12 protein-coding genes and 1 pseudogene are annotated in these 13,301 nt (G+C 69.2%); 8 read left to right on the plus strand and 5 right to left on the minus strand.

The window, feature by feature from the left end; translation table 11 throughout:
* The first annotated feature begins 476 nt into the window (after positions 1-476).
* The 3 genes and pseudogenes from ACIOJD_RS25205 to ACIOJD_RS25215 all read left to right on the plus strand — a co-directional run.
* A complete protein-coding gene (locus ACIOJD_RS25205; protein ID WP_401918043.1) occupies positions 477-1,670 on the plus strand; it encodes a cytochrome P450 in 1,194 nt (397 codons plus the stop codon).
* 129 nt (positions 1,671-1,799) lie between these two features.
* On the plus strand, positions 1,800-2,510 hold the full coding sequence (locus tag ACIOJD_RS25210) for a TetR/AcrR family transcriptional regulator (RefSeq protein WP_401917684.1): 711 nt from the start codon (positions 1,800-1,802) through the stop codon (positions 2,508-2,510).
* A 159-nt stretch (positions 2,511-2,669) separates the two neighbouring features.
* Positions 2,670-3,080: pseudogene (locus tag ACIOJD_RS25215) on the plus strand (S8 family serine peptidase); the annotation flags it as partial.
* Between the two features lie 112 nt (positions 3,081-3,192).
* On the opposite strand, the gene ACIOJD_RS25220 reads toward ACIOJD_RS25215, so the two are convergent.
* Positions 3,193-3,936 (minus strand): hypothetical protein, encoded by a 744-nt coding sequence (locus ACIOJD_RS25220; protein WP_401917686.1) that lies wholly within the window; start codon positions 3,934-3,936, stop codon positions 3,193-3,195.
* A gap of 290 nt (positions 3,937-4,226) precedes the next feature.
* Here ACIOJD_RS25220 and ACIOJD_RS25225 point away from each other — a divergent pair, with 290 nt between their 5' ends.
* The 4 genes from ACIOJD_RS25225 (at position 4,227) to ACIOJD_RS25240 (ending at position 7,869) form a co-directional block, all read left to right on the plus strand.
* A complete protein-coding gene (locus ACIOJD_RS25225; RefSeq protein ID WP_401917688.1) occupies positions 4,227-4,760 on the plus strand; it encodes an Lrp/AsnC family transcriptional regulator in 534 nt (177 codons plus the stop codon).
* A gap of 137 nt (positions 4,761-4,897) precedes the next feature.
* Positions 4,898-5,710, plus strand: coding sequence for a dimethylargininase (gene ddaH / locus ACIOJD_RS25230; RefSeq protein ID WP_401917690.1), 813 nt, complete (start codon positions 4,898-4,900; stop codon positions 5,708-5,710).
* Positions 5,711-5,727: 17 nt separating this feature from the next.
* Positions 5,728-6,984, plus strand: a complete 1,257-nt coding sequence (rocD, locus tag ACIOJD_RS25235) for an ornithine--oxo-acid transaminase (RefSeq protein WP_401918045.1) — start codon at positions 5,728-5,730, stop codon at positions 6,982-6,984.
* A gap of 177 nt (positions 6,985-7,161) precedes the next feature.
* Positions 7,162-7,869 (plus strand): SDR family NAD(P)-dependent oxidoreductase, encoded by a 708-nt coding sequence (locus ACIOJD_RS25240; protein ID WP_401917691.1) that lies wholly within the window; start codon positions 7,162-7,164, stop codon positions 7,867-7,869.
* 227 nt (positions 7,870-8,096) lie between these two features.
* On the opposite strand, the gene ACIOJD_RS25245 is transcribed toward ACIOJD_RS25240, so the two are convergent.
* The gene (locus tag ACIOJD_RS25245) at positions 8,097-9,590 is read right to left on the minus strand and encodes a sodium:solute symporter (protein ID WP_401917693.1); all 1,494 of its coding nucleotides are present in this window, start codon (positions 9,588-9,590) and stop codon (positions 8,097-8,099) included.
* Positions 9,587-9,787, minus strand: a complete 201-nt coding sequence (locus ACIOJD_RS25250; protein ID WP_401917694.1) for a DUF3311 domain-containing protein — start codon at positions 9,785-9,787, stop codon at positions 9,587-9,589. Before ACIOJD_RS25250 ends, ACIOJD_RS25245 begins: the two co-directional genes overlap by 4 nt.
* A gap of 440 nt (positions 9,788-10,227) precedes the next feature.
* On the opposite strand from ACIOJD_RS25250, the gene ACIOJD_RS25255 reads away from it, so the two are divergent.
* Positions 10,228-11,124, plus strand: a complete 897-nt coding sequence (locus tag ACIOJD_RS25255) for a 2-hydroxy-3-oxopropionate reductase (protein WP_401917696.1) — start codon at positions 10,228-10,230, stop codon at positions 11,122-11,124.
* 84 nt (positions 11,125-11,208) lie between these two features.
* Here ACIOJD_RS25255 and ACIOJD_RS25260 read toward each other — a convergent pair whose 3' ends face one another.
* Together ACIOJD_RS25260 and ACIOJD_RS25265 are read right to left on the minus strand one after the other, a co-directional pair.
* Complete coding sequence (locus tag ACIOJD_RS25260; protein WP_401917697.1) at positions 11,209-12,345, minus strand: hypothetical protein; 1,137 nt, start codon at positions 12,343-12,345, stop codon at positions 11,209-11,211.
* Between the two features lie 608 nt (positions 12,346-12,953).
* Positions 12,954-13,199 carry a hypothetical protein gene (locus ACIOJD_RS25265; protein WP_401917698.1) on the minus strand — a complete coding sequence of 82 codons (246 nt, stop codon included), beginning with the start codon at positions 13,197-13,199 and terminating at the stop codon, positions 12,954-12,956.
* Positions 13,200-13,301: the final 102 nt, after the last annotated feature.

The raw sequence follows: 13,301 nt of genomic DNA on the forward strand, positions 1-13,301 counted from the left end.
TCCCCGCCGGGCTTCCCGCCCTTCAGGTTCCCGGACGTACCGGTGCCTCTCGGCCCGGCCCGCCCTTGGCGCCTGCCATCGGAGCCGGTGGACATACCGTTCACCGGCTCCATACAAGACTACAACCTGCACATGCATACATACAGGACTCTTATGTCCATACATACCCAGATCGCCCCTTCGTTCCACAGGTTCGAGCACCCGGGAAGACAGGCCGTCGATCGCTCACCGACCCCCTCCTCCGACTCCACCGCCCCGCGACCAGGGGCCCGGATGCCCGACGGCCGAGAAGAGACCCTGTCCAATTAAGGCGCTTGCCTCATTAAGGTGACCGCCTTACGGTGAGAGCGTCACGTTTCCCACCTGGAGGGCACCATGACCACTCGAGCGACCCCGCCGCGCACCGGACCGCCGCCCGGGAAACCGGAAGACGTGAGGGGCGGCGCGTGGTGACGGCCGGCGAACCCGTACCCGCCATGCCGGTCCCCCGGGGCTGCCCGTACGCTCCACCCGCCGAGCACACGCGGCTGCGCGAGGAAGCCCCCGTCTCACGCGTCATGCTGCCGACCGGAAAGACGGCGTGGGCGGTGACCCGCCACGAGGACATCCGCAGCGTGCTGACCGATCCGCGGTTCAGTTCCGACCGCGCGCATCCGGACTTTCCCGCGCTCTCCCCGGCCCGCGCCGACCCTCCCCCGAACCGCATGCGACCGTCGATCATCATGATGGACGCGCCCGAGCACAAGCCGGCCCGCCGGTCGGTGGTGGGAGAGTTCACGGTCAGGCGGATCGCGGCGATGCGGCCGCGGATCCAGCAGATCACGGACACCTGCATCGACACCATGCTGGCGGGACCGCGCCCGGCGGACCTGGTCCAGGCGCTGTCCCTGCCCGTACCGTCGCTGGTGATCTGCGGACTGCTCGGAGTCCCGTACGCCGACCACGACTTCTTCCAGGAACGTTCGGCCACGCTGCTGAACCTCACCAGCACGCCGGGGGAGATCGACAAGGCCGTCGTGGAACTCAAGTCCTACCTGGACGGCCTCATCGCGGAGAAGGAGAAGGCCCCCACCGACGACCTGCTCAGCAGGCAGATCCTCAAGCGGCGGGGCGCGGGCGGGGCCGCGAGCGAGGAGGACCGCGAGGACGTGGCTTCTCTGGCGCTGCTGCTGCTCGTGGCCGGTCATGAGACCACCGCGAACATGATCTCGCTCGGGACCATCGCGCTACTGGAGCGCCCCGACGACATCGCCGCGATCCGCGAGGACCCGGGCAGGACCCCCGCCGCGGTCGAGGAACTGCTGCGGTACTTCACCATCGCCGAGTTCGCCACCTCCCGCCTGGCGAAGGAGGACGTCGAGATCGGAGGGGCGCTCATCCGGGCCGGCGAGGCTGTACTCACGTTCGGCAATACGGCGAACCGTGATCCGGAGGTGTTCGAGAATCCCGACGAGCTGGACATCGAACGCACCGCGAACCATCACATCGCGTTCGGGTTCGGCGCACACCAGTGTCTCGGCCAGAACCTCGCCCGAACCGAGCTGGAGATCGTCTTCGACACCCTGTTCCGACGCATACCCGGTCTCGAACTCGCCGTGCCGTTCGACGAGTTGACCTTCAAGGACGACTCCAACGTCTACGGCGTCCACCGGCTCCCCGTCACCTGGTAGCGGTATCCCGTTCTCACCCGGCGACCTCGCACCGGGTGAGAACGGGACGCCGGGACGGGCCTCGCGTTCGACACGGGATATAACAAGAAGGACGGCAGGGGGTGGGCGAGCAGCGGGCAGGGAGTGGGTATGAAGGTCACCGTGAACGAGGTCCGAGGGGCGCGTCCCGAGGGAACCGCCGCGACGACGGCCCGCTCCCTGCCTGCCAGGGAGAAGCTGATGCGCACGGCGGAGCGGCTCTACGCCGTCGAGGGCTTCGCGAACGTATCGGTCAGGAAGATCAGCGAGGCGGCCGGTCAGCGCAACAAGTCAGCGGTGCAGTACCACTTCAGCGGCCGCGACGAGCTGATCAAGGCGATTCTGGCGGAGCACGCGAACGCGATCGAGAAGCACCGCACCGCGATGACGGCGAGCCTGGGCCCGCCGAGCGAGATGTCCCCACGGGAACGGATGGACTTCTTCGTCCTGCCCCATGTCGAGCACCACATCGAACTGGGCACGCCCTCCTGGTACGGGCGTTTCCTCGCCCAGGTCATCGTCGAGCCCACGCTGCGCCAGTACGCCGTCGAGGCGCATCTCAACACACCGTCCCTCGGCTCGCTGCACGCGTACACCCAGCGGGAGCACCGCAACCATGACCCCGAGCTGTACGCGCAGCACGGGGTCATGGTGCGTCAGCTCATCGTGCACATGTGCGCCGAGATCGAGACCGACTTGGCGCGCGGCGAGATCAGCGGCGCGGAAGCGGAGCGGTCCTGGCGGCGACTGGGGACGAACCTGACGGTGGCTGTTCATGGGCTCACCACCGCGCTGCTCGGAGACACGCACCACGCGTGGTGACCGGTACGGGGCCACTTCCGGCCGTGACGGCCGGGGCGCGGGCGCCGGCCCGGCGGGCGCACGAGTGTGGCCGCGCTGTTACGTCCTGACGACGCAAAAGTCAGCAAGCGGGCAGATCTCAATACCGTTCAATTGCGGCGATGTGTCATGCATATGACGCTACGTCAGCGAATCCGCAGCGGCGTGACCTACGCGGTCGCCGCGGGCAACTCCGGGGCCAACGCCCAGAACTACTCAGCGGCCCGCGTCCCCGAGGCCATCACCGTAGGGGCGACGACCGGCACCGACGCCCGTGCGAACTACTCCAACTACGGTTCACAGGTGGATCTTTTCGCTCCCGGCAGTTCCATCACCAGCGCCTGGAACACCTCGGACACGGCCTCCAGTTCCATCTCCGGAACCTCGATGGCCACACCGCATGTGGCCGGCGCGGCCGCCGCCCATCTCGCCGGGCACCCCGGTGACACCCCGGCCCAGGTCGCCACGGCGCTGGTGAACGGCGCCTCCTCCGGAGTGGTGGCCGGCCCCGGCTCCGGCTCGCCCAACAAGCTGCTGAAGATAGTTCCGTAACCCCACATCACCGCGTGTGAAGCCCACCGTCGACCAGGCGGTGGGCTTCACACGCGGTACGTGGCACGTGGCGGCGCACCGTACGGCTCGGCCGGCACGGTGAGTGGCCCCGCTACTCGTCCGACCGGGACGTGGGACTGCTGAAGTCCGGGCCGGCGAAGTCCGGGCTGCTGAATTCCGGGCTGCTGAATCGCGGGCCCCGGCGGACTTCCGGGTCTCCTCCCGGCCCGACCGCCGGTTCGGCTTCCCCCAACTGGTCGCGCAGGAAAGGGAGGACACCACGGTCCCGCAGGGCGGTGAGCCATGCTTCCCGCGCCTGGAGCACCTCGGCGGGCACGGGGGCCGGGCCGGCCGGCATGGAGTCCCGGTTCCGCGCCGCGGTCCGGTACAGGCCGATGAAGGCGAGCACGGCGGTCAGGGCCGCCAGCCCCAGGGAGACCCAGCCGACCTGGATCAGAGCCCCGGCGAGGGCCAACTCGCCGTCCACCAGCGACAGGCCGTGACCGAGCACCAGAAAGGTCACCGCCGCGACGCAGGCCAGGACGGGCGTCAGAACCGCCAGGAGCGGAAGCACTCCGGCGCCGGCCTCCTGTTCTCCCCGACCGGACAGCGAGACCGGCTCGCTCCGGCCGGCCCCGTCGCGGGCCCGTCGTCGCAGCGCCGTGTACGACTCGTATTCGGCGGAGGCCATGGAAGCGATCCGCGGCCCCGCGTCGAGCGCCCTGACCCGTACGTGGCCGATCCTGAGTGATGACCGCCGGATCAACTGCCGGCCCTCCGGCGATCGAATGGCCTCGTCGACGGCCTGGGCGTAGTCGGGTCTGTCTTCGTCTCTCAGCCATAACGGACCGGCCATGCATTTACTCCCGGTAGGAATGTCCATGTGACAGGAGCTAGAAATCTACAGCACTGTAGAAGTTGGTGAGGGCGTGGTCCGGGCGCCCCGAGCGGGCCCCGGGCCGTCGGACGGCCATGGACAGGGGTACGAGTCCCGCCCTGCCGGGCACCGGCAGCGGGAGTCGTCGTCGATCCGGTACATGTACACGTGTACGGCGCGCGCGGTCGTGCCGTTCAACGACGAAGACACCGGTACGCGCGCGGAGCAGAAGCGCGACGCGTACCCCACCGGAAGGACAGGTGCTCCCCGTGACACAGCCCCGCCCCTCGCTCACGCTCGACGATCTGGACCGCAAGATCCTCTCGGCGCTGGTCAGGAACGCCCGAGCGAGCTTCGTCGAGATCGGCGCGGACATCGGCCTGTCGGCACCCGCCGTCAAGCGACGGGTGGACCGGATGCGGGAGGCCCAGGTCATCACCGGGTTCACCACCATCGTGCACCCGGGGGCGCTCGGTTGGCGTACGGAGGCGTATGTGGAGGTGTACTGCGACAGCGCCGCGCCGCCCCGGCGGATAGCGGAAGTCGCCAGGCGGCATCCGGAGATCGTGGCCGCCGTGACCGTCACCGGAGCCGCCGACGCGCTGCTGCACATCCGCGCGGCCGACGTCGAGCACTTCGAGAACGTACTCGAACGGATCAGGAACGAGCCCTTCATCCGCAGGACGGACAGCACCATGGTGCTGACCCACCTGCTGCCGGGCAGCCCGGAAGCCGGAAGCCCCGCCGGACTGACCGATGCCGCAAGCCCCGCCGGACCGGCCGATGGAACGAACAGCGGCTGAAGCGGGCTTTCACGCAAGAACACTGCGTGGCCGCGCAACGGTGATGGCTTGTCAGCCGTTTCCGGTGATTCCTACCGTTGTGGTGTCGGGCAACTCCCGGCGGCCGAACCGTTTCCGGCGAGAGGAACACGCAGTCGATGGTTTCCCCACACGCCTTCACAGCGCGCCGCTACCTGATGTGCGCGCCGACGTACTTCGACGTGTCCTACGTCATCAACCCGTGGATGAGCGAGGGCACCACCGTCGACCGCGAGCGGGCGGACGCGCAGTGGCACACCCTGGTCGATGTCTACCGGGCGCACGGCCACACCGTCGAGGAGGTGACGCCGGCGCCGGGGCTGCCCGACATGGTGTTCGCCGCCAACGGCGCGGCCGTCGTCCGGGGCCGGGTCCTGGGGTCACGCTTCCACGCGCCCGAACGGCAGCCCGAGGCCGGCCTCTTCCATCTCTGGTTCAAGGAGGCCGGCTTCGACGTTCGGGAGCCGGAGTCGGTGTGCGAGGGCGAGGGGGACCTCACGCCGGTCGGTGATCTGATCCTCGCGGGCACCGGTTTCCGTACCACCACCAGCGCCCACCACGAGGCCCAGGAGCACTTCGGCCTGCCCACCGTCGGGCTGCGCCTGGTGGATCCGTACTTCTACCACCTCGACACCGCGCTGTTCGCGCTGGACGACACCAACGTGGCCTACTACCCGGCCGCGTTCTCCCCCGGCAGCCAGGAGGTGCTGCGGACGCTGTTCCCCGACGCCGTGATCGCGACACGCGAGGACGCCATGGCCTTCGGTCTCAACTCGGTGTCCGACGGCCGGAACGTCTTCATCTCCCCGTACGCCACCGCGCTCACAGAGCGCCTCGCCGACCGCGGTTTCACGCCCGTACCCGTCGACCTGTCCGAGCTGCACAAGGCAGGCGGCGGGATCAAGTGCTGCACCCAGGAGATCCGTTCATGACCACCACCACGAACGCCATGACCGCCCCGAACGCCTCGGCCGACCGCGACAGCGCGGCGCCCGGCGGCGCCCCGCGCTCCTCCGCCGAGTTGATCCGGGCCGAGGAGACCGGTCTCGCGCACAACTACCACCCGCTGCCCGTCGTGATCGCCCGCGCGGAGGGGAGCTGGGTCGAGGACGTCGAGGGCAAGCGTTATCTCGACATGCTCTCCGGCTACTCGGCTCTCAACTTCGGCCACCGCCACCCGGCGCTCGTCCGGGCCGCCCACGAACAACTCGACCTGCTCACACTGACCTCGCGGGCGTTCCACAACGACCGGCTGGCCGGATTCGCCGAGGGACTGGCGGAGTTGACCGGCCTGGATGTCACCCTGCCGATGAACACGGGTGCCGAGGCCGTCGAGAGCGGGATCAAGATCGCCCGCAAGTGGGCGTACGAGGTCAAGGGGGTGCCGCGTGACCAGGCGACGATCATCGTCGCGGACGGCAACTTCCACGGCCGGACGACGACCGTGGTCTCCTTCTCCACCGACCCGCAGGCGCGCGAGGGTTTCGGCCCCTTCACCCCCGGCTTCCGCGTGGTCCCCTACAACGACCTGGCGGCGATCGAGGCGGCGATCGACGAGACCACGGCGGCCGTCCTCATCGAGCCCATCCAGGGCGAGGCGGGTGTCGTCATTCCCGACGACGGCTATCTGGCCGGGGTACGACAGCTGACCCGGGCCGCGAACGCGCTGTTCATCGCGGACGAGATCCAGTCCGGGCTCGGCCGTACGGGCCGTACCCTCGCCGTCGAGCACGAGAACGTGACACCGGACCTGGTGCTGCTCGGCAAGGCGCTCGGTGGTGGCATCGTGCCTGTCTCCGCCGTCGTGGGCCGCCGCGAGGTGATGAGCGTGCTGCGCCCCGGTGAACACGGCTCCACCTTCGGCGGCAACCCGCTGGCCGCGGCGGTCGCGGAAGCGGTCATCGGCCTGCTGCGCACCGGCGAGTTCCAGGAGCGCGCCGCACGTCTCGGCACCGTCCTCGAAGCGGGCCTGCGGCCGCTCGTCGGCAAGGGCGTGCTGCGTTACCGCGCCCGTGGTCTGTGGGCCGGCATCGACATCGACCCCGCCGTCGGCACCGGCCGCGAGATCAGCGAGCGGCTGATGGCCCGCGGACTGCTGGCCAAGGACACGCACGGCTCCACGATCCGGCTGGCTCCGCCGCTGACCATCACCGAGGAGGAGCTGACGGACGCGATCGCCGTGGTCGCGCAGACCGTGGCGGGCTGAGCGCGCCTCCGCCGCCTGTGGGTCGGCCATGGGCCGCCGGTCGAGCCGCGCCGGGGATCTCCGGCGCGGCCCCGATCCCCCGTCAGCGCACGAGCGATCGGACGTCTTCCTGGCACCGGCAGTCCCAGGAAGACGGGACGACTGGCTAACCGCTCCGCTCCGTCGAATGATGGAGGCATGACAGCGACACTGATCACCGGAGCGAACAAGGGGCTCGGCTACGAGACCGCCCGCCGGCTCATCGCAGCGGGACACACCGTCTACCTGGGCAGCCGGGACGCCGAACGGGGGCACCGGGCCGCCGAACAGCTGGGCGCGCGGCTGGTCCTGCTCGACACCACCGACGACGCGTCCGTACGGGCCGCGGTGGAGGCCGTCCGGGCCGACGGCGGTCTGGACGTCCTGATCAACAACGCCGGTGTCGAAGGGAGGGGGGAGAACAACGCCGTGATCGGCGCCGCGGATGTGACCGCCGCCCATATGCGGCAGACGTTCGAGACGAACGTCTTCGGCGCGGTGCGCGTCCTGCACGCGTTTCTGCCGCTGCTCCAGCGCTCGGCCGCCCCGGTCGTGGTCAATGTCAGCAGCGGTCTGGCCTCACTGGCCCGGCTCACCACCCCGGGCACCCCGGCGTACGCCTATCCGGGCGTGGCCTATCCGGCGTCGAAGACCGCGGTCAACATGATCACCGTGCAGTACGCGAAGGCGTTCCCGGCCATGCGGATCAACGCGGTGGAGCCCGGCTTCACCAAGACCGACCTGAACGGGAACACAGGCGTCCAGACCGTCGAGCAGGGTGCCGAGATCATCGTGCGCATGGCGCAAGTGGGTCCTGACGGCCCAACCGGCGGCTACTTCGACTCCGAGGGGCCCCTTCCCTGGTAGGAGAAGGGGCGCGTCAGCAGGGGCGCGCCACCGGCACGTGCATGGGGCCGGCACGTGCATGGGGCCGGGCACATGCATGGGCCGACATGTGCGTGGGCCGGCTCCGGCAGCGATCGTGGCTGAGGGAGCCCGGCCCTGCTCCGGCCATGACGGGGTTGCCGTCCGGCGGAGCGCGTTCCCGCGTGTGCATCGGTGGTACGGCGGCGGGAGCGGGGTACGTCGCGAGGTCAGCCGGCGCTTGCCGGGGCCTCGGGCCGGAGGTTCACACGGTCGTCGCCGGACGCCGGTGTGCGGGTGGCCGCGGAGACGGCCGTCATCACCAGGACATTGAGGACGAGCGCCACGACGCCCACATTGAGGTCCTTGACCGCTTGGGGCAGGCCGGGGAGCAGGCTGCCGACGGACACACCGGTGATGGTGACGAGGGCGACCGTGATCACCCCGACGACGATGCCCGCGGCGGCACCCTGTTTGGTGACGATCCGGCGCGAGGCCAGACTGGCCAGCAGGGCGGGGAAGAGCTGGGTCACCAGGGCGTAGCCCATGAGCAGCAGCGAGACGATGGAACTGCCGCCGTTGAAGGTGAAGTACAGGGCGATCAACGCGATCGCAGGTACCAGCAGCTGGGCCAGGCGGCCGACCTGGGCATCGGTCGTCCGGGGGCGGGCGAGGCGGTAGACGTTCTTGGCCAGGCAGGTCGCCGAGGACATCAGCAGCAGCGACCCGGGGACCAGCGCCGTCAGTACACCCGCTCCGCCGACGACACCGACGAACCACGGCGGGAACGACTCGACGGTGATACGGAGCAGGGAGAGGTCCGCGTCGGCGCCCTTGAGTCCGGGGACGACGAGGACCGCGGCGAATCCGGCGAAGAAGACGAAGAGCAGGATGAGTTGGTAGAGCGGCATGAAGATGGCGTTGCGGCGGAAGACCCGCTCGTTCTGCGCGCTGTAGGAGGCGCTGAAGGTGTGGGGCCACATGTAGAAGCCGACCGCCGAGAGGAGCACGGTGGAGGCGAACCACGACGGGCTCATGCCGCTGGAGGGGAGGGTGAGCAGATCCGGCTGGGCCTTGTCGACGGCCCGGAACATGTCCCCGATGCCGCCGAAGTAGTGCACCGGCAGGTAGATGCCGAGGATCAGCACGACCGCCAGAATGGCGCCGTCCTTCAGTACGGATGTCCAGGCCGAACCGTGGATGCCGGAGATCGTCACATAGACGGTCAGTGCGACGGTGCCGATGATGATGGCCCAGTGCGGCGAGATGTGACCGTAGGAGGACAGGGAGACGATGATCCCGAGTCCCTTCAACTGCAGGACGAGGTACGGCACCATCGCGACGACACCGACCAGCGCCACGAGCGCGCCGAGCAGCGGGCTGTCGAACTTGGACACGAAGAAGTCGGACTGTGAGAGCAGCCGGTGTTCCTTGGCGTAGCGCCAGATCGCCGGCAGCAGCCAGTACGAGAGGACGTAGGCGAGCGAGGCGTAACAGAGGATGTAGTAGGCGGGGGCGCCCTTGCCGTAGGCCCAGCCGGAGGCGCCGAGGAAGGTGAAGGTCGTGTAGATCTCGCCGGCCAGGAGCAGGAACACGAAGACGGTGCCGAAGCCCCGGCCGCCCACCGACCACTCCTCGAAGTCCATGTCCTTGCCGCGGCGGGCACGCAGACCCAACAGCAGGGCGGCGGCGAGGAAGACGAGGATGACCGCGATGGCCGTCATGACGTGTGCTCCTCACGGTTGGCCGGGTCCAGCCGGTAGATGACCGCCATGGTCGCCGAGATCAGGACGACCCACATGACCAGCCAGAAGAGGTTGAACGGCATGCCGAGGACATAAGGGGTCACTCGGTTCACAAAGAAGATCCCGCCGATGATCCCGATGAACGGGAGCGCACCGAGCAGGTGGATGGGTTTCACGTCAAAACCTCCTGGGGCGGGCAGCACAGCACTGGCCACATGGGCTGCTCCGGGCCATACCCATGGCTGCGGATCAGTAATTTCGCTGTGCGGAAGTATTTTTTCAGTTGTGAGATGTACAGGTCTGCCCAGTGACCTTGTCAACGCCTTCGCACGAGCTTGTCAGATCAACTTTTTTCTGGAAACCGCCTGGTAGCGGCCACCAGCAGGGGCGTGCGCCGGTGCGCTCGCGACCCATGGCGCGACGAGGTCCGCGATCCCGGCCGCACGGATGACGAGGGGTTGTTATTCCGTAATGCAGAAAATAGTATCCGCATCACAGAATCTGCTGCGCTGTCCCGCCGGACGCCGCTCTCCCGACTGTGCGAGGGCAGATCTCGTGTCCGGCTTCCGGCCGGGCATCGCTTTCCACACAGCGCCGAGAGAAAAGGACACATGCGATGAGCACCACCCCACTGAGGATCGCCTTCATCGGCCTGGGGATCATGGGCGGCCCGATGGCCGCCAACCTGTCGAAGGCGGGCCACACCGTCACCGGCTACAACCGCAGCCGGCCCGCTGTCGACACACTGATCGCCGCGGGCGGCAAGGGCGCCGACAGCATCGCCGACGCGGTTCGCGACGCCGAGGTCGTGATCACGATGGTCCCGGCCGACACGCAGGTCAAGGAGGTCGTCCTCGGCCAGGACGGCGTCCTGCGTCATGCCGCGCCGGGCACGCTGCTGATCGACATGAGCAGCGTCACCCCGGAGACCTCGCTGGAGGTGGCCGCCGCCGCGCGGGACAGGGGCATCCGTACGCTCGACGCCCCGGTCTCCGGTGGCGAGGCCGGAGCGGTCGAGGGCGTGCTGTCCATCATGGCCGGCGGCGAGCCCGCCGACTTCGCCGATGCCGGGCCGGTGTTCGAGGCACTGGGCACCACCATCGTGCGGGTGGGACCGCACGGGGCCGGCCAGACGGTCAAGGCTGCCAATCAGCTGATCGTGGCCGTGCACCTGGAGGCGCTGGCCGAGGCCGTGGTCTTCCTGGAGAGCGCCGGCGTGGACCTCGAGGCGGCGCTGGACGTCCTGGGGGGCGGCCTGGCCGGCTCGACCGTCCTCGACCGCAAGCGCGCCGCGGTGCTGGGCCGCGACTTCACTCCCGGTTTCCGTATCGATCTGCACCACAAGGACATGGGCATCGTCACGGAGGCCGCCCGGACGGTGGGTGCCCCGCTGCCCGTCGGGGCGCTCGTCGCCCAACTGGTCGCCTCCGCCCGCGCCTGCGGCGACGGCGGGCTGGACCACTCCGCGCTCCTGCGCGGTGTCGAGCGCCTCGCCGGCCGCGACGTCAACTGACCTCTACGGGGGGCGACCACGTCAAGGCCGTCAAGGGCCGGGGCGGGACCCGGCCGTCACGGCCTCTCGGAGGCGTGCGGGCATCTATCGCCCCGGCGCGTGCCGCCCGCCGCCCCCGCCGACCAGTTCCCCACCCGGCCGGGCATCCCGACCCTGTGCCGCCAGACGCTCGGCCATCTCCCGTACCGCATCACGGAATTCGCTCCCGGCGTACCGGGAGTCACCGAGCACCGGATGCGACTCCGACGGCAGAACCAGAGCCACCGCCCGCCGCCACACATCCGTCGGATCCAACGCGGGCATCCCGGACCCCGGGGACACCGTGAGCACGAACTCCTCGTACGCCGAGCGCCACACCCGACGCGACGCCCGCGCGGCGACGGCGTCGAGCGCCACGCTCCACGGACCGGTTCTGACCATCAACAGCCGTACGTGGTCGAGTGGTTCGATTCCGCTGTCACGCACCCGAAGGGTTCCGTTCAGGGTGGCCTGAACGACGGCCCCCGGGTTCATGACACCCGCCCTGCTCAGTTCGGCCGCGGTCACCGTCTCGTCCGGACCGAGCAGGGGCGGGACTTCGGGCAGGTCGGCGGCCGTGACCAGGGTCGCGGCCAGCAGGCGTTGGCTCTCCGTGCGGCTGACGCGCGGTACCGGCTCCGCCGCCGCGTCGTCCGCGACGGCATGGGCACCGGGCTTGCGCACCCCGCCCATGGCATCGTCGAACCGCCGGACAGGCCCTGGGGCGGTCTCGTGAGTCTCGTGGCCCTTGCCCGGTGGCTCCACCGTCTCCTCGGCCGGTAGGGGCTTCACCGGAACCGCGAGCCGGTAGTGACCGTCGGCCAGGCTGAGCACCACATGCGCGGGGGTACGGGAGGCGTGCTGCCCGGCCACGTCCAGCACGGACTGGAGAAGTCCGGCGTTCGGGCGGGGTTCAGGTGGTGCGAAATCCTGGAAACCGCCGTCGCCCCCGACCACGGTGATCCGCACGCCGAACACCCGGACGGCGAGCGCCGGGAGCAGGTCGGCCGCGGAGTTGTTCCGCCCCTTCTCCGCCTCCGCGTCGGTGTCACGGGGGCGCCTGAGCAGGCGGGCCGACAAACGCGTCCGCACGTCGTCGGCGAGGTCCACGGCATGGGGGATCACACGCAGCGCGTCGAACTCCCTGCGCGCCGGGGTGTCCTCGCCAAGGTCGAGTCCCGCTCCGGCGATCTCCTCCTCCACTCAGCACTCCCCACCCCACTCGCCGTCGGACGGCGCGTCCGCCTTCGTCGCCCGAATCAGGCTCCGTCGGCCTCATATCGCAGACCAGGAAGGGGGTAATTCACGGAATGCGCATACCCCACCGCCACCATGCCCCTTTCCCCGCCGAAGGGTTACACCACCGGGCATCGAATCCGGGCAGCACCGCGAGACCGGACAGGAAAGGGCCGGCTTCGGCCGGTTCGCACAACTGACCCTAATGAGCGATCAGTTCACGGTCCAACGAGTCACTTCGCCATCCAGCGCCGGCCTGTGCGCTTTCGCCGGATCACGGGGAAGGATTCATCTTGACGACGGCTGAGGTCCCCCCGAGGGCCCTCACGCGCCCCCTGGCGCGCCGGTCGCCGTGCGGCCCTCGTCACGTACACCTGTCTCCAACAGCAGGTCAGGACCGGTCAGCAGTGCCGCGGACCCCAGGCGCCGACCCTCCGAGTGGCCGCGGTCCCTCCGTGCCACTCCTGGAATTCCCGGCAGAATCCGTTGGCGGGGGAATGCCGGACAATCAGCGACCGGCCATGCCTGGCGTAGCCAAGAGAGCCTCAAAGAGAAAAGGCCGTGGCGGGCGGCATTCAGCGCCAAGGACTGGCGTACCAGGTGTATTTGTCACCGCCCACCCAGCGCACCTTGTCCGGGTCATCGAGGTCGGAGGCCTTGAGGCCCAGCCGATGGACGTGACTCAGAACGTCTTCCAGTGAAAAGGCCATGCCGGCCGGTTCCCCCTCGACCTCCAGGAGCCGGAAGGGTGGGTTTCCGTCGTGGACTTTCAGAACCACGATGGGTGTGAGCGGCGCTCGCGGAATCTCACTTTCCGTCATCGACGGACCTCTCTCCCTTACGCGTACCGGACGCGTCTACACACCCCCACCTATGCCCGCATATCGTATTTCACTATGCCGAGATGCGCTCAGCTTCCTGCC

Source organism: Streptomyces sp. NPDC088116, assembly GCF_044741745.1.
Taxonomy (GTDB): domain Bacteria; phylum Actinomycetota; class Actinomycetes; order Streptomycetales; family Streptomycetaceae; genus Streptomyces.